The organism is Photorhabdus noenieputensis (assembly GCF_018448935.1).
Classification (GTDB): Bacteria; Pseudomonadota; Gammaproteobacteria; order Enterobacterales; family Enterobacteriaceae; genus Photorhabdus; species Photorhabdus noenieputensis.
In genome coordinates, this window is the sequence record NZ_RCWC01000042.1 from 12,832 (window position 1) to 30,643 (window position 17,812).

General features: G+C 42.2%; 13 protein-coding genes. 4 read left to right on the plus strand and 9 right to left on the minus strand.

Annotation, left to right across the window (positions count from 1 at the left end):
• Positions 1-8 precede the first annotated feature (8 nt).
• The 4 genes from EAE91_RS20850 to EAE91_RS20865 are packed head-to-tail and all read left to right on the plus strand — an operon-like array spanning position 9 to position 8,152.
• Complete coding sequence (locus tag EAE91_RS20850) at positions 9-4,082, plus strand: non-ribosomal peptide synthetase (RefSeq protein WP_214090167.1); 4,074 nt, start codon at positions 9-11, stop codon at positions 4,080-4,082.
• Between the two features lies 1 nt (position 4,083).
• A complete protein-coding gene (locus EAE91_RS20855) occupies positions 4,084-5,232 on the plus strand; it encodes an MDR/zinc-dependent alcohol dehydrogenase-like family protein (RefSeq protein ID WP_214090168.1) in 1,149 nt (382 codons plus the stop codon).
• A gap of 21 nt (positions 5,233-5,253) precedes the next feature.
• Complete coding sequence (locus EAE91_RS20860) at positions 5,254-7,587, plus strand: penicillin acylase family protein (protein ID WP_214085524.1); 2,334 nt, start codon at positions 5,254-5,256, stop codon at positions 7,585-7,587.
• A 34-nt stretch (positions 7,588-7,621) separates the two neighbouring features.
• Entirely contained in the window at positions 7,622-8,152 is a 531-nt protein-coding gene (locus EAE91_RS20865) for a cysteine hydrolase family protein (RefSeq protein ID WP_214085523.1), read from the plus strand.
• Positions 8,153-8,618: 466 nt separating this feature from the next.
• On the opposite strand, the gene EAE91_RS20870 is transcribed toward EAE91_RS20865, so the two are convergent.
• From EAE91_RS20870 to pilN, 9 genes are all read right to left on the minus strand, one after another.
• On the minus strand, positions 8,619-9,017 hold the full coding sequence (locus tag EAE91_RS20870; protein WP_214090169.1) for a hypothetical protein: 399 nt from the start codon (positions 9,015-9,017) through the stop codon (positions 8,619-8,621).
• A gap of 66 nt (positions 9,018-9,083) precedes the next feature.
• Complete coding sequence (gene pilV / locus EAE91_RS20875; RefSeq protein WP_214090170.1) at positions 9,084-10,310, minus strand: shufflon system plasmid conjugative transfer pilus tip adhesin PilV; 1,227 nt, start codon at positions 10,308-10,310, stop codon at positions 9,084-9,086.
• 2 nt (positions 10,311-10,312) lie between these two features.
• Positions 10,313-10,978: a prepilin peptidase gene (locus tag EAE91_RS20880; RefSeq protein ID WP_214090171.1), complete on the minus strand. Its 666-nt coding sequence runs from the start codon at positions 10,976-10,978 to the stop codon at positions 10,313-10,315.
• A complete protein-coding gene (locus EAE91_RS20885; RefSeq protein WP_214090172.1) occupies positions 10,979-11,581 on the minus strand; it encodes a type 4 pilus major pilin in 603 nt (200 codons plus the stop codon).
• 68 nt (positions 11,582-11,649) lie between these two features.
• Positions 11,650-12,735, minus strand: a complete 1,086-nt coding sequence (locus EAE91_RS20890) for a type II secretion system F family protein (RefSeq protein WP_214090173.1) — start codon at positions 12,733-12,735, stop codon at positions 11,650-11,652.
• Positions 12,728-14,281, minus strand: a complete 1,554-nt coding sequence (locus EAE91_RS20895) for a GspE/PulE family protein (protein ID WP_228900656.1) — start codon at positions 14,279-14,281, stop codon at positions 12,728-12,730. Before EAE91_RS20895 ends, EAE91_RS20890 begins: the two co-directional genes overlap by 8 nt.
• Positions 14,282-14,294: 13 nt before the next feature.
• On the minus strand, positions 14,295-14,780 hold the full coding sequence (pilP, locus tag EAE91_RS20900) for a type IV pilus biogenesis protein PilP (protein WP_214090174.1): 486 nt from the start codon (positions 14,778-14,780) through the stop codon (positions 14,295-14,297).
• Complete coding sequence (locus tag EAE91_RS20905) at positions 14,767-16,083, minus strand: type IV pilus inner membrane component PilO (RefSeq protein ID WP_214090175.1); 1,317 nt, start codon at positions 16,081-16,083, stop codon at positions 14,767-14,769. Before EAE91_RS20905 ends, pilP begins: the two co-directional genes overlap by 14 nt.
• A 23-nt stretch (positions 16,084-16,106) precedes the next feature.
• Positions 16,107-17,807 carry a PilN family type IVB pilus formation outer membrane protein gene (gene pilN / locus EAE91_RS20910; protein ID WP_214090176.1) on the minus strand — a complete coding sequence of 567 codons (1,701 nt, stop codon included), beginning with the start codon at positions 17,805-17,807 and terminating at the stop codon, positions 16,107-16,109.
• Positions 17,808-17,812: the final 5 nt, after the last annotated feature.

The following is a 17,812-nucleotide window of genomic DNA, read 5'->3' on the forward strand; positions in this document are numbered from 1 at the left end:
AGCGATTTATGGCAGTAAAACTATCTAAAGGGTTCCCCATTCTTTCTGAACAGCAAAAAGAACTGTTTGATCTACTACTTAAAAAAAAGGGCATTCAACTGGCAGAAAAGGAAAAAATACAACCAACGACCCAAAGTGAAATCCCTTTGTCTCTTGCTCAAGAGAGGATTTGGTTTTTACATCAATTAGAGCCTAACAGTGCATTTTACAACACTCCTTTTGTCATTAAATTAAAAGGGCAACTGGATTATTCTGCACTGGAAATGGCGGTACAAACGGTTATTGATAGGCATGAAATATTACGAACCATTTTCCCTACCGAAAATAACATGCCACTCCAAAAGATAATGCCATCTCTTAGTATAAAGCTGCCTATCATTGATCTCAGTAATTATGATGATATTGGTGACAGAGAAGCAAAAGCGCACGAAATTACAGATGAATCAGTACAGGATATCTTTAATTTAGAAAAAGGGCCATTAGTTAAAACCAAGCTAATTAAATTAAGTAATGTTGAACATTGGTTTATATTCTTAACACACCATATGGTATTTGATGGGTGGTCTGTACCTGTTTTAGGGCGAGAACTAACTATTGCATATAATGCTTACCTTGAAGGCGTTAAGCCAAATTTGGATGTATTATCAATACAATACAAGGATTTCTCTGTTTGGCAAAGGGAGCGATTAACGACAAAAGAACACTCAGAAAAACTATTAAACTACTGGAAAAAAGAATTAAATAATTTTATCCCTAATTTAACCATTGATGGGGACTATTCAAGACCTTCTATTCAGAGGTATAATGGAGCCTCTATATTTTTCGATATATCCCAAGAAAAAGTTAAAATATTGGACAAAATTTGTCAGGAAAATCATGTAACCTTATTTGTCGGTCTATTAACAGTTTTTAAATTACTAGTTTATATTTATACGGAAGAAACAGATATTACGATTAGTACAGGGATAGCTAATCGTAATAGAGCGGAAATAGAACCACTAATAGGATGTTTTATTAATATATTGCTATTACGTAGCGATCTTTCGAACAATCCTACATTTATTGAGCTAATCCGAAGAATAGGTAATAAGACAAGTGAAGCTTTCTCACACCAAGATCTTCCTTTTGAACTATTAGTTTCAGAGTTACAACCGAAACGTGATTCTAGTTTTAGCCCTTTAGTACAAATGATGATCGTATTCCACAATGCAGACTTAGAAGTTGATACAATGAATAATCTTTTTTCAGAAATGATTTCACCTGAAAAAAACATTGCACAATATGATTTGTTATTACATTTAATTAAATCAGATAACGGCGTTAAAGCTGTATTAGAATACAATACTGATCTTTATAAAAAAGAAACGGCAAGAAGTATTACCCAACGTTTTAATATTTTATTAGAAAAAATAATCACAAATCCGGCAATAAATATCAATAGATTGAATTTACTTAATCAAGGTGACGAGTATTTCCTAGCAAAAGTCAATAATACAACAATACCGATAGAAAATATTCAACTGCATGAACTTTTTGAAAGGCAGGTAGCCAATAACCCACAAGCAGTTGCCGTTTATGACGGGGAACAGGTTATAACTTATTCTGAGCTGTCTCATAAAGTTAATCTGACTGTACAAGCTCTTTATCAGTTTGGTGTAAAGCCTGGAGCGATAGTAGCAATCTGTGTAGATCCTTCCACAGAATTAATTCAATATATGCTTGCTATTTTAAAAATAGGCGCTGCTTATCTTCCTCTAGACTCTAGTTATCCTGAAGAAAGATTACAATACATGCTAGATAATGCAGAGGTAGCAACGATAGTTACTCAGAAAAAGTATGTTAAAAATATCAATACCGAAGAAAATAATAGACAATTACTTATTGTAGAAGAAGTAAACAATAATAGTCTACCGACCGACTCTAAACTCTCTTATCATGCGGATCCTGAAAGTTTGGCCTATGTAATTTATACATCAGGTTCGACAGGAAGACCTAAAGGAATTGCAATCAAACATCGAGGAATTGTAAATAACCTGCTCGACTTAAACTTAAATTTTTCTCTCAAACCAAGCGATCGGCTAATATTAATTTCATCAACAAGCTTCGATATGTCTGTCTATGAAATTTTTGGTACTCTAGCTGCCGGTGCGGCTGTAGTTATACCAGAAAGAAGTAAACATAAAGATCCGCGTCACTGGGTTGAACTAATTGAAAAATTTAACATAAGTGTCTGGAATTCAGCTCCAGCAATATTGTCTCTGTTAATAGAATCAATAAAAATCGTAGATAAATATAAAATTCAATCAATTAGATTGATAATTTTAGGTGGTGATTGGGCCCCTATACCATTGTTAAAGAATATTAAAGAAGAGGTGATACCTAACTCAGAGATCGTAGTCCTCGGTGGTGCTACAGAAGCCTCTATCCACTCCATAATCTACCCAGTGAAGTCTATTCAAGACCACTGGAAGAGTATCCCTTATGGACATCCAATGAAAAATCAAACGGCCTATATATTGTCAAAAACATTGCAGCCGCTACCAATGGGTATGCAAGGTGAACTATATATAGGCGGAATAGGGTTAGCCAAAGAATACATAAACAACTCCTCTTTAACAGCAGAGAAATTTATACCTAATCCTTTTTCTAACATTACTGGAGAGCGACTTTATAGAACTGGAGATTTAGCTCGTTGGATGCCAGATGGGAATATTGAATTAATTGGCCGTATAGATACCAGCCAAGTAAAAATTCATGGCCTAAGAATTGAGTTGGAAGAAATTGCCAACGTTATAAAAAAAATACCTGGTGTTTTAGATTCGCTAGTAATTACTCTCAATAATGAGAATACTTCGAAGAGTTTAGCTGCATTTATTATTATGGCTCCAAAAGTGGAAACTACAGTTACACAAATTAAAAGCCATATTAGTGATTACCTTCCTACATTCATGGTACCTTCTCATATAGTTTTTATCGAAAAAATCCCTCTTTCGCCTAACGGTAAGGTTGACAGACGGCAATTACAAGAGTATTGCTATTCAAAAATTGAGTTACGTCAAGATATTACTCTTCCTATAACTCAAACAGAAAAAATGCTCACCGCAATTTGGAAAGAAATCTTAGATGTTGAAACAATATCTATAGATGATGATTTTTTTGAGATCGGAGGCAACTCTTTAAAATTAATCAGAGTAATACAAAAACTACCTATTAATATTAATGTGATCGATTTAATGCGAAATCCAACTATTTCTCAGCTAGCTACTAAGATTGATAATTATAACTCTTACCAAAAAGATGAAAAGCTCATATATCAGTTCTCAACCAATGCTAATCATGTTGAAGAAAAGAAAACGATTGTATGTGTACCTTATGGTGGAGGGAGTGCAGTTATTTATCAATATTTAGCAAAGTTAATCGAACATAAGTTTAATGTATACGCAGTAGCAATTCCAGATACTCAAAATAACAACAAGTCTATAGAAAGCATAGCCGAACAGTGCACAAATGAGTTAAAAACTGTTTTTGGGGAAACAATATCTCTTTATCTTTACGGGCATTGTGCCGGCGTTGCTTTGGCTCTTGAAATTGCTAAGAAATTGGAAAAAAATGGTTTTAAGGTTGAAAGAACATTTGTTGGTGCCGCATTGCCATGGGCAAGAAACAAATTATTAAAAGCAATAGGTAATATTCAACTAGTTAATCCTTTTAGGAACCAACAAGCTATATTGAATTACATACAAAAGTTAGGGGGAATTGAAGAGATAGAAGATCCAACAAAATTATCTTTTGTGACAGAAGCATTTGTTCGTGATGCTAATTTGGCTGAAGACTATATATATAATCACCTTAAATCAAAGGAAAAATTAAAATCTCCAATTACGTGTATTATTGGAGGAAATGACCCATTGACACCAAATTATATGAAAAAATATAAAGAATGGAGCGCTTTTAGTGACCAAGTTGATTTAGTTGTAATAGAAAATGCTGGTCATTATTTCCTAAAAGATAAAGTTACAGAGTTAAGCCGTATTCTAATCGAGAGTACTAGTAATATATCATCTGCTACTAATGGAGAATAACATGGAACAAGTAGAAGTATGGATGTTATACAAGGGGCTTGAAAGGAAAAATCTTGAAAGAGAAATGATCTATATTAAAGATATTGAGCCGGAGGAAGTGTTAGCTGAACCTCTTTATGGATGCTGGGAAGGTAATATGGAACACGCTTTAGAACGCCAACCAATTGACATCTGTAAAGAAAGAAAGGAGGACAAAGTTGTTATTGGTAATTCAGGTGTTGTTCGCATTCTCAAGGTTGGTAATACTATAAAACATTTACGAGAAGGTATGATCTGTATTTTATTTTGTGGTGAAAATACAAGAAATGATAAATTTCCGCAAAAAATTTATGCCTATGATCAACCTAATACAATAGGATTATTATCGAAAAAAGTTAAGTTACATCATAAATATCTTATTCCAATACCTGAAAACTCAAAATATACGCTACCACAGTGGGCTGCTTTTTCTTTACGTTATATTACAGCCTGGTCAAATTGGCAAGTATCTTATAACTGTTGGCTAGCTAACATTAAAAACAATAAAGCTGCATATTCTGATGCCTATGTATGTGCTTGGGGAGGCGGAGTTTCATTTGCCTTTGTCACTCTAGCAAAAATTCATGGTTTTAATGCAGGACTTATCTCATCGAAAAAAACGATGTTAAAATATATTACAGATGTCGGTCTTGACTCAATCGATAGGAACTTATTCCGCGATCTGGCTTATAATGAGGAACTTTATAACACGGATAAAAATTTCAAAAAAAATTATCGGCAAGCTGAAAAAACCTTCTTAAATATTATTAACGAAAAAACTTCTGAAAAAGGCGTTGCTATTTTCATGGATCTAGTAGGTTTTCCAGTGTTCAGGGCAACATTAAAGGCATTAGCTTCTCCAGGCGTAATAACAACGTCCGGTTGGAAAAAAGGAATGCATCTGACCTCTTCCCGGGCTGTGGAGTGTATTAAGCGCCACACTCATGTTCACACACATTATGCTTCTTATGAAGAAGGCCTAGACGCTGTTACCTTTGCAGAAACAAATGGTTGGCTCCCCCCTATAACCGATAAAATATGGCAGTGGGATGACATCCCTCATCTTTCTAAGCTCGGTTTATATGAAAGTTTAGACACTTATTTTCCAATATACCAAATTAATCCTATCTAATAATTCAGGAAATAGACTTTTATGAAAAAATTGTTTAAATATTTTTTTTTCCTGTTCTGTTTCTCAACTTTCGGTTTTATTGCCTTAGTCGGCTATCTGTACAACTCGACCAGTCCAAAACATGACGGGCAGATTAAATTCAAAGGGTTATATGGAAAAGTTACTATTGCGCGCGATGAACTAGGTATTCCTCGCATAAAAGCCGAATCAAACGATTTAGATGCCTACTTCGCTTTAGGATTTACTCATGCACAAGATAGATTTTGGCAAATGGAGGTCCAGCGGCGTATCGTTCAGGGTAGGCTCAGTGAAATCTTCGGGGAGGAAGCGCTTGATAATGACAAGATTCTTAGAACCTGGCAATTTCAACGAGCGGCCAAGTCGTCACTCGATGTTTTGAATGATAATACTCAAAAAATTATAGAAAGTTATACTGCTGGCGTTAATGAATTTTTAAAGTTAAAAAAGTACCCTATCGAAATTTTACTATTAGGATATGAGCCAGAACCCTGGACGAATATTGATACTATATCCTGGCAAAAAATGTTAGCTTGGAATTTAGATCGTGCCTGGGAGGAAAAATTAAAGAACTATCTTGTGATAACACAACTTGGCCAAGAAAAATTTAATCTTGCAAGCATAAGCTACCCCAAAGATGCGCCTATCACACTTTCTGATAGTGATTGGACTTCTTCTATAAGGGAAAGCAATAAGTTAAATCATAGTGTTAGTACTAATATATCTACAATAAAGAATATTAAGAAGAAAGATCTGTTTGATGGAAAAATTAGTTCTTATATTAGATCCGTGGAGTCTTATGGTCTTGGTTCTAATGCTTGGGTTATCTCTGGGCAACATACAGAAACAGGGAAACCAATATTAGCAAACGATCCTCATTTATCTTTTTCTGCACCTAATTTATGGTACTTAGCTACCATGCAAGGACCTAATTTAAACGTAACCGGAGCAACAATTCCCGGTTTCCCATCGATAGTAATTGGACACAATAAAAATATTACTTGGGGAGTTACTGCCGCAGTCATTGACAATCAAGATTTATTCATTAATCCTTCAAACCAAGTGATAATTGAAGAAAGAATCAAGGTAAAAAACAAACAGGACGTACTCTATTCTGTAAAATTAAGTGATGAAGGCCCTGTTATTAGTAGCATAGAACCTATAAATAGGATTGGAAAAGATATTGCAATAAAGTGGCCAGCGCTTATGCCTAGTGATAAATCTGTGCAAGCACTAATAGCATTAGGGTATGCAAATAACTGGGAAGAATTTAAATTATCTTTAAGCGAATATGTTGCACCCGCACAAAATTTTCTCTATGCAGATATAAAAGGTAACATTGGGTATTATCTGGCTGCAAGGATACCAATTAGGAACAATATCGACCCGAGATTTCCAGTAAATAGCGGTAGTTGGACAGAATATATTCCCTTCAATGAAATGCCCCATGTTTTAAATCCAGAAAAGGGTTATATTATATCAGCAAATAACAAAATTATTTCTGAACAATATCCGTTTTCACTCACCAGCAGCTGGAATGTTCCCCCCTACCGCGCAAAACGTATTACCGATACAATCATCAATAGTCAAAAAATCAATATTGAAGATACAAAGAAGCTTCAAAATGATGTAAAAAGTTATTTATGGTTAGATTTTATGCCTATCTTATTGGAAAAAACTAAACCAAATGACGATCTTAGTGAAGTCGCCCTTGAAAAATTACAAAAATGGGATGGTGAAATGGTTAGGGATAGAATTGAACCTACAATCTGGTCATATTGGTACGAAGAATTATCCAAAATGAATAATATAATTGATACGCCCTTTAAGTGGTCCGAATCATTATTCCTTAAAAAACAGCTAAGCTCTGAAGGCTCTTTTTGTCTTACAGAATTTACACAAAATTGTTCAGATTATTTATCTAAATCACTTCATGCGGCGATGACTAGGCTTAAATCAGATAATGGAGATAATTTATCGAAATGGCAATGGGGAAGGGTACACCAAGCCCAATTTAAAGGATTAGTCATTGGTGAATCGCCATGGCTAGGTTGGTTATGGAACAGGAATATTGCCACTAGTGGCGGGAAGTATACAGTAAATGTTGGAATATATGATGATGACTTCAAAAACACCGTTGGTCCAGGTTATAAACAAATTATAGACCTAGCAGATATAGATAATAATAGCCTGTTTATTTTATCACTAGGTCAGTCAGGAAATACTTTACATAAAAATTATGATGATATGTTACAATTATGGCAAACGGGCGATTATATTAAATTATACAATAATAATTTTATAAAAAAACTTTCTTTTGAACCATCATCTAAATAGATTGTTATTAACAACCATATAAGGATTTCACATTATGAAATCAGGCTTGCTTATTATAGATATGCAAAAAGGCTTGTTTATGTTAGATAAGCCAATTTATGATGAAGTACGATTGATCAAAAATATAAGCTCTCTTATTAGTCAGGCTAGAAAAGCTGGAATACCAATTATATATATGCAACATTGTGGTGGTGAATGTCATCCGTTGGAAACAAATAATATTGGCTATCAATTTGTTGATCAGATAAACGTAACGCCCAATGACATAATAATTCAAAAAAAACACCCGGATTCCTTCCAGTCAACAGAATTACATAGCGTTCTTAGTGAGTTAGCTATTAATAACATTATACTTGTTGGAATGCAGACTGAATATTGCATTGATTCTACTTGCCGCCGAGCATACTCATTAGGCTATAATGTTACGCTAGTTGGGGATGCCCATAGTACTTGTGATGGCGATGTATTAGATGCTAAACAAATTGTTGCTCATCATAATGAAATTCTTGGTGCGCTATTTGCGTCGGTCATCTTAACTGACAAAGTCATATTTAATAATAATTAGAATCCCATCATCAGCTATACCTGTGTTCAATGAAGATACTTGATTTCCCCCAAGAAAGTGATCATGCAGGGAAAGATCACTGAAAGTGTATTTTTCGAATATAAATCGCATGTTTCCGTAACTAAAATGCAATACATCCATCAATCAGATATCCAACTAACCATAAATATGATTTGATATTATCCATTTGACATAAAATGGAAACGACATAATGAATCTGTAGAACCAATTTAGTAATGTCACTTTTTATGGCATAAAGGATAAAACCCTTATTGCCATAAGAAGGACATTCGGATGTTGGTAATTATGTCAGATAAAGCATTAAACCGAGTTAGCGTTATTCAGATCATGATTAGAGTCTAATCATATGATTACCCGATACAGAAAAGCATACTGGGCAAAACCAGAAAGAATGACGATAAAAAATTCAGCATGAAAAAATGAAAATTACACACCATATAAAGTGTTATTTTTCCTGTTTCACCACCACCATAACACCACAGGCAGCCGTCGGAACATAACGCCACTCATACAGTAAGTTTTGTAATGTAATTCCTGTTCGCTCCCAGCGAGGGATAACCACGTTAACCATCCGGTAACGCCATGTTGGATAACGTGCCAGAACCGAACAGGCCAGCTGTATCTGAGCCGGCCGCATCAAATGAGAACGAAACAGAATATCCCTGTCTGCCCGCAAAAATGCCCCCTCAAGTTCGCGAACAAATGCCGCATGAAAACACCGGGTTCGGCTTCGCGTCAGACGCCCTATCCTGTCAGTCGGGGACAGATGAATGACGTAATACCGTTTTTTCCTGTGCCGGAAACCCAAACAGATAAATCCCCGCCAGGGCGTTAATCTACTCACCAGTGCAAAGCAAGGACAACACAAAACCACCAAAATAAAAATCAGATATACGCACATGTTACGTTTTTATTTACAGCAGGTAATGACATAGGCTGATTCGCTGCTTTGGTGACCCACAAATTTAAGTCCCGCCGCATAATATCCGGGCTTACATCGGTGTTCAGCGAAATCACGTCCGCCCCAGTTTCCATCCCGATAACATTGATTCTGCTGCAAGGTGGCTTCTGCTTTTGTCCACAGACCGGACTGGCAGGACAGTATAGCGCCTTTGCTGTCGCGGCTAATCAATCCGTTGGGTAAACAGGCCGTACCCGCCACAGCCACTTTATCAAGTTGTAAAAACTCCCCTGTCGACAGACGACCATCAGCCCGAAGGGTGCCGCTTTTGATTTGTCCCTCAGTATAAACGCTTTTATTATTGACACTGCGAAGCCAGTTGCTGTCTGACATCATCCAACCACCACCATAGGTTTCATTTAACCAGCCTTTATTCTTTGTCGTCACAATCCAGCCATCGTGGCTACGAATATCCCCCTGAAACTGGCCGGCATTCGCCCGGATATCACCACTAAAATGTCCAGCCTGTGCATTCACAGTCGCCGTATTGTTCAGGTTGTTGCCTCCCATGTTAATGTCAGTATGCATTTTGTTCAGCTCCGGACGACCGGGAATAGCAAAACGGTACAATCGGTCACTCTCCTCACGAGCAGTGGATAACTCATCTGCGCTCAATAACACGGCCAGGTGACCTTCACCACTGTTTATCCCAAAATCCAAAGGCACCGTCCATGAACTCATTGCGCCAGTAGCCGTCTTTCCATCCCGAATATATCCCCCCAATCCGCTAGAGATATCCATCGATATCAGGCGCAGGGCTTTATAAGGTAATGGACTCCCTTCTTGTGTCACTACTATTGCCTGCAATAGTGCCGGATCCTGGGTATTGCGCACTACAGCGGTCTGATAGCGCTGTCCTGAACTGTTGGTGTCTTTGAATCCGGATGGCAACAGCCCCGTTTTTCTCAACATATCCGGGGTGATCATCACCGGTTGGGTTGTCGTTGCTGAATTCCGTAACCTATCATAATAACGGCCAATATAAGCTTTCGACGCGGCACTGAAACGACTGCTTTGCGCCGCCATGACCTGCCAGGACTTCTCTGTCAGATAATCGTTGTAAATGCGGGTTCCCAACGCCGCCAGTACCAGCAATATCATGAGTCCGGCAGCAGTGCCCAGCATCATATATCCCCGGTCAGGTTCACTGTCGTTACAGCCATTTCTTTCTGTCATTACTAGATTACCCATATTGGCTGATATAATCGCTCCAACAACATGACCACACTCCCCAAACTAAGCCAAGGCCCCAGCGGCCCGCCTTTCGTACCTTGATGAGGTAATTGTGCCAAATGCCACAACACGAAACCGGATAAACCCATCAAGCAACCTATCAGTGCCGGTAACCCTGTCAGCCAGGCACACAGTGCTCCCATCAGCCAGACATCCCCCATCCCCAGCACTTCACATTGAGAGTGCCAGTTCATCAGCTCGCGTAACACTCCCATCCCAGCAAGCATAAGCACCGTAGCCAAAAGAGTTATTGATACTGACGGCAACGAAATATTGATCAATACACCGGACACCAGACAAGCCAATGTAAACTGACGAGGAAGCCAGCCACTCAAAACATCCATAACCGATAATTGCAGCAAAAAACTCAGCAGCAACAGTGCGGCTATCCGCTCCATCAGCGGCGCTGGTGATAACAACATCAATGTGCCCGACACCACATACAAACAGATAGCTATTCTTGGTGCCGGATGCACTGAACACATCAACAGACCGTATTCCTGCAAAAATTTACTCACCGGACTAAGCAACACGCATCCGATGACAAATAACGTTATCATAACCAGAGGGGTATATTCTGTAGGAAAGCTAACCGCAATCAGTGTCTTCATTTAACCGTTAATCGTAAAGATCAGTTTATTGGTACCGGTACGACCGTTGTTCCTTGTGCATTCTGTACTGGCACTTTCCAGTGTCACCTTGCCATCAGCGTGATGAGTATTATTAATAGTAATCTCTGACGCACTTCCTCCCCGGCTCATCCCAGTCGCTAATGAAACACAGGCAGACTGCGGGACTCTCTCGTAAGTTACCGTGAACCCATTATTAAATCCCCCCGTGCTGCTCGGTCCGACCTTAACCTGACCACCCCATGTATTCCACAGCGTGGCATTACCGACAGTTGTATCTCCGCGAACCGTCATACTCTTCGGCACGCCACCCAACTGAATCAGGACACCGGTCATCTTGTCTGCATGACTAAATTCATACCCGCCGCTTCCTTTCATTAACCCCTGAGTACTGGAGATGATAGTTTGCAGATTCGTTGTTTCCACAACCGCATCCTTACGGTCATACAACATATAAATTCCCCCCAAAACCACAGTAATCACGGCAATCACAACCAGAGCAACCGCACCATTTTCCAAAATAGCCCAACCCCGTTCAGGGGAACGGACCATTCGGTCTTGTTTCTGTATCACCATGTACTGCATTGATTTATTCCTTATATGAAGTGTTCTTTACGGAGAAAGTCGTTAAAAGGAGGTTTAATTTAAAGGGATTACGGCATGATGTTAGCCATATTCTGTATTTCCATGACGGCCAGCAAAATCAACATAAATGCCCCGACAACCAGCAACAGTGAACACAACATGACCAAATTGGCCCGCCTGTTCACCCGAACGATGGTTTGGTCCAGCCACCGCTCACCATAGCGTCCAATCATGTCAGGAGTGCCATCACCTTCCGTCAATAATGACAGAAAATTCACCGCTTCCTTTGACGGAAAGTCATAGCCACAGTGATGCAATGCCCGGCCAAAGTGATCCCCTTCGCGGACACAATCAGCAATAGACTCCAGACGAATCTGTAACCAGGGAGATGCAAAGCGTTGCAGGATAATTAACGCATCCAGCGTCTGAACCTGGGCACGCAAAAGGGAAGCCATGTTCAGTAAAAAAATGGCACCCTGAATATCGCTATAGATCGACCAGGGGATAAAATGATCCGCTATGCGGCGCAGACGGTTGACCCACTGCGGTAGCGAATACGCCACGCCCACAATAAAAGAGAGCAGTAAGACACCACACCACAGAAAAGCATGCTCAAAGAATGTCGCCACCCCGTTCAGCCATGCCAGCACACCCGGCCAGTTTTCCGGATCGGCAATATTTTTTAGCGTTGGTACCAATTCTGTTGCGGTGATCACCAGTAATCCCGCCATCAGTAGCACCAACAGCAAGGGATAAACCATCATTCTGAGCGACACCATCAGAATACGCTGACGGCAACCTATCAGTGTAATAGCCTGACTCAACGCTTCAGGCAAATGACCGCTGCGCATACCCGCACTAATTAACGCCGCCTCTTCTACCGGTCCCCAAACAGCCAGCACATGTTCCAAAGTATTCGTTTGACTGTTATCAGTGAGCGCCGAGATGCAATCGTCAATGAGTTCAGCAAACGGATGCCAATGGGTATCGAAATGAGTATACACATCACGTATCTGCCGCAACGCTTTCAATAACGGTATCTTGTTTTCCAGTAAAAAACGCAACGCCTCATAAAAAATGATGCGATAACTCGGTAAGAAAGTGTGGCGAACTAACACATAGCGCAGACGCCTGCCCGATGACATTTCACGCATCACACGGCTCCATCAGCAAATAATCATCTTCATCCAGCGGACAAACTAAGTCGGCTTCCAATGGATCAATCAGCCCGGCATTCAGCTTATGCAGTAGATGCTGGCAACGAGTTATTCCACTTAAATTCGATACCCAGTGTTGTCTCGCGGCCTCTTTGCCCTCAGTCATCAACAAGGTAAAAAATCGGGCATCTGGCCTAATGACTTCTGCCACCACGCTACGACCGGTCACTCCCCGGTTAACAATCCGTCCGCTCAGGGTAATCGTCTGGCAACAATGTTCACATCCTTCGGGATGACGAAAATACAAATTCTCTATGCAACAGGTACCGGGAGCATGGCAATAACGCATCAGATAAGCCCGTTGTTCCTCATCCAGTACCGCCTGTTTCTGTGCCCAAGGTACTCGACAGTACGGACATAATGTCTGTACTAAACGCTGACTAATCAACGCAATCAAAAGCTGTGCATCGGCAATCAACCCCGCATTCACCCCCATGGTTATCATGCGTTCAGGAATACCGACTGCGCTATTGGTATGCAGCGTCGTCATGACACTATGTCCCGTTTGCGCAGCATAAATTGCCGTTAGCATGGAAGTCAGGTCTCGCATTTCGCCTGGCATAACGGCATCAGGATCAAGACGCAGCGCAGAGGTGAGCGCCCGGTGCCAGGCAAGCCTGACCGCCTCTTCATCACTTTTGTCACACACGATGGGCGTTTGAATCGCACCGGCAATCCTCCCCTCCGGAGGGTCTTCAACGGTCAATAACCGCTTTTTACCTCTTGTCCTGTCAAGATACTGGCGACAAAAAGTGCGTAATGTCGTGGACTTCCCAGAACCGGTTGGTCCCGATAACACAATCAGGCCCTCGGGCAGTCGCAAAATACGGGAAACCAGTTTGATTTGCTGCGGCAAAAAACCTAATTGTGTCAGTGTAGGCACTTTGTCACCATCATCAGCAATCACACGCATCACAACATACAAACCATCTGCGGTTGGCGTATGGCTGTACCGGGCACCATACAAATGTACCCGACGCAGAAAATCCGCTTTAATCCTCCCGTCCTGCTGACGGCCGGGAAAAAATTGCGTTTCAGTGACATCACACATCGACAGGATGATTGTGGATGCGAGTGCCATTCCCTCCTCTTCCGACAGTTCATTGACAACTTCCAGCTCACCGTGAATACGCATTTCAATTCGGGTTAACCCTGGACTGATAGTCAGGTGAATATCTGACGCATTCAGTTTTTTTGCCAGTTCAAAACAGGTCAGTACCTGCTTCTGGCGTTCACTCACATCAGTTAGGTCCGACAGACACACGCCCTGTTCATTCGTCCGCTGATTTTGTTTCTGGCGGTTCGCCTGCAATTCTGACAAATTGACAAAGCGAATTTCTGCTTCTGGCATGGCTTCAAGTAATTGCATGACCCGGGTCTGGACCTGTGGATCGCCCCGACGATTGTTGTCAATTAATACCGTAGCCTGCTGTTCTTCACATAACAGCAACACAGCATCATTAACCTGGATGTTTTCTTTCATTCCCTGTCTTCCCTCAGAACGTGAGTACCGAACCATCACTTAGCGTAACCGCAGAAAGCGTGATCACCTTAACTTTGAACTGAGTGCCAGGCACTGCGTCACCGACAGCTAATTCCATCACACCGCGGCCCGGCAGGCTTACGCTAGCCCGCAATGCCTTCCCCCGACCATAAATCTCCTGAACCACCGGACGGGTCACAGGTTGTCCCGCCGTTATCACAGGCGATACGGTCACCGGCAGACCAATATCATTACTGCCCGTCAACCCCAAAGGCTGACTTTCTGTCAGTTGGCGTTGTAATTTAGCCCGCTGCAATTCCGCTTCCAGCAACAAATTTTTCGCGTGTAAATGCTCTAACTGCCCCACAGTCACACCCGCAGATGCTTCTGTCATCCCTGTTACCGAAAGAGCGCTATCCTCTGTTGCCCATACGGGTGAACTGATAAAAATTAGCCCACTTAACACACTGATACACAAGGCAGTATTATTTCCGGGCATAAATGTATCCCTCAGTCTGATAGGTTAACTGTCCCTGTGAGGTCAGGGTAAACGTGAGGCTGTTCAGTCGCAGCCCTGTATCATCCAGTTCAGCAAATAGCCATGCTGGCATCACCCGACTACTGAAGCTGAACAGGTATTCTCGCCAATCCTGGGAAGGTATAGATTGCCCGTCTCCCGGTAATGCCGATGCGGGAGTCAGTTCATTTAACGTCAGAGGGATCTGCCATTGCTGGAAATTCGAAACCATCTTCATCAACTGTACTGAAACAGCAGGCACCGCTTCATTGCGAACCGGCAAAGGTTTCCACGGCAGGAATACCCGGCCTTCTTTTGCGCCCTGAACCAGGTCAAAAACCGGTGACTGCTTAAATACACTCTGTACACGCTGAACAAAATGCGCTGCTGTACCGCCAGGCATAATCTCGTAGTGAAGGCGGACGCCATCTTTTCGGCATGAACCTGCCGTCAAGCGCCAACCCGCCAATAACACAGGGATCGTCCGACTGGTCATGACACAACGTGCCAAAAACGCGGGTAACAACGGCTTATCGGCCCACGGATGAGGTAAGTCAACCGGTTTTGGCGTTTCTTCAAACAATCGTGATGCCCTGACTTGAACGGTTTCAGTCATCGGTAATCTCTCATCGGGAGATTTTCCTGACTGCAATAACCCCCATACGACAATCAACAACATGATAAATACGGCCATCAACAATAATGGTGTCCGCCACCGCCGTTGCAGGCGACACATCCGATACTGATGAGCAGACAAAGCAGAAGTTATTGAGCGCCAATGCGCCGGATTATCAGGGTCAGATACTACCCGCCAGCTTTTATCTGGAGCCAGGTTAAAAGTTAAAAAACGGGACAGTGCTGCATTGACACTCTCGCGAGTTCCAACAATATCGGCCATTACGGACGGCAAACCATTCTGCGTCGCCAAAAATAACCATTGCCCCTCGCCCAAATCGTAAATCCCGTACCCGTTTGGGCCGGAATGCGATAAAAAAGCGATGGCTAAAGAATACGGTGTGTGACGGCAATACAATTTCCTGATTATTCCCGTTCCCATCATGCGTGTAGTCTGCTGACGTCTCCCCGAACGATTGCCCACGACCCGATGTACATCGGCGTATTGAGATCGACTGGCTACCGGACGAACACGTTGCCTTCTGCGGGGTCCCCGTTTCACCTTCATGTACGGTGACCAGCGTAGGCCACCGATCCAACAATGGCGCTCGGCCTTTACAACCGTGACTTCGGGTATCTCACCGGGTATTTCTAAATCGATGCTTTTCATTGATTCATGCAGCCTTTCATTCCTCAATCCAGTAATACGGGGGTGATCAAAATAACCAACGTGCTGCGCTGATTCTCTCCGGACTGTCCTCCCCCAAGCAGGAAATTACCTGGTGTAAAGGTTCCCGTCTTAGTCACCCGAGTATCAGCCTGTTCAAATCCGGTGAGTACCAGGGCCTGCCCGGCACGTAGATTCACTTTCTGACTCAGTGAACGTAACCGGGTATACGGCATCTCGATATAAGAATTGCCTTCTTTAGATGTGAATGAACGGATAGTCGGCGGATCAGACAGGTTAAAAGCCACTTGTAACTGAACATCACCATTACGCTGTATCAACGGCAATAAGGTCATATTAAACCCGGTAGTAATCATCCCGGGTGTCAGAGCTGTGGTCGAGCCCACATCTGCGGCAGTCGTTGTACTGCTTTGAGCCACATACACCGTCTGATCAGCCATCTGTATCGGAATGGGGGTCAAATTAGTGGTCGCACTTCCTTGAGAGGTCACCACACTGACATTACCTTGCTCGCTCAACGCCTTTATCAGCAGGCTGGAACCGGAGAGTTTTGCCGCTTTCCCTGTGGCACTTTCCAAAATACTGACACCCGCAGACGTTGCCCCACTGCCCATACCGCTAAAACTGCCAGACAGCGTAGCCCCCAAATTGTGCAATGAGTTATAAACTAATCCCCAGTCCAACCCCATTTGCTCTTTACGGGTAGTGCTGACACTCAGCACCTGAACATTCAACAAAACCTGACGGTTGAGAACAGTATTTTGCTCTTCCACATAACGGGATACCGAATCGAGTACCGCCGGCGTGTCTGTTACCATCAGCGTTCCACTGGAGCTTGACAACCAAAAACGACCACGCTCAGGCGTCAGCATATTCTCTACCGTCTTACGGATGTCTTCATATAAATCACTGTTCAGATCAACCGTCGTTTTCTGTGAAGAACTGGCATCCCCAGAGACAGAATTGTTGACATTACCACTGCCCCCTGATGTCCCCATACTACTGGTTGACCCTGAGGCAACACTGGCATTACTGCTGGTACGGGTGTTGAGAACATTTAACTGAAATGTCCGGGTTTCAAATCGATAAAACACGACGGCCCTGTTATCCCTCTTCCATGCAATCCCTAACCGGCTGGCAATATTGTCTAAAAGCCCCGTCAGCTCCCCTTGCCAATTGAGACCCGTGAGGACTTCTGGCTCTCGACGCTCATCAGCATCAATTGAGTGTATATCGCGATCATCCAGCCAATCCAATGGCATACGTCCCTTATCATCAGCTGTCGGTAATGCCCTATTCATCTGGCGCGTCAACCCACCGGCAGTGGTTGATACTCGTGATAAAACATCGGGCGCTACCGTGACCCGAATACCACAAAGTTGGGTAATGCGTTGTCCCAGTTCAGGTAATGTCAGCCCGACTTTACTGTTAATCGTTATCTGACAGGACGGTAACTTTACCGATGCGACAGGCTGAACTACCGGTTTCAGATTCACCCAGGGTTTATCTACCCAGGTTACCCCCGGTTGTTTCAGGCTATGCTGTTGGTGCAAATGTTGTTGTACTACCCGACTTTGCACACTGGCCTCACGCGCCATATTATCCACTGCCGGCAAGGTACAACCGGACATCAGCGCCATGCCTGTTACCGCCGCTAATGGAACAAGGCAAGTACAAAGCCTGAGTGAATACAGTTTATTTTTCATCACAT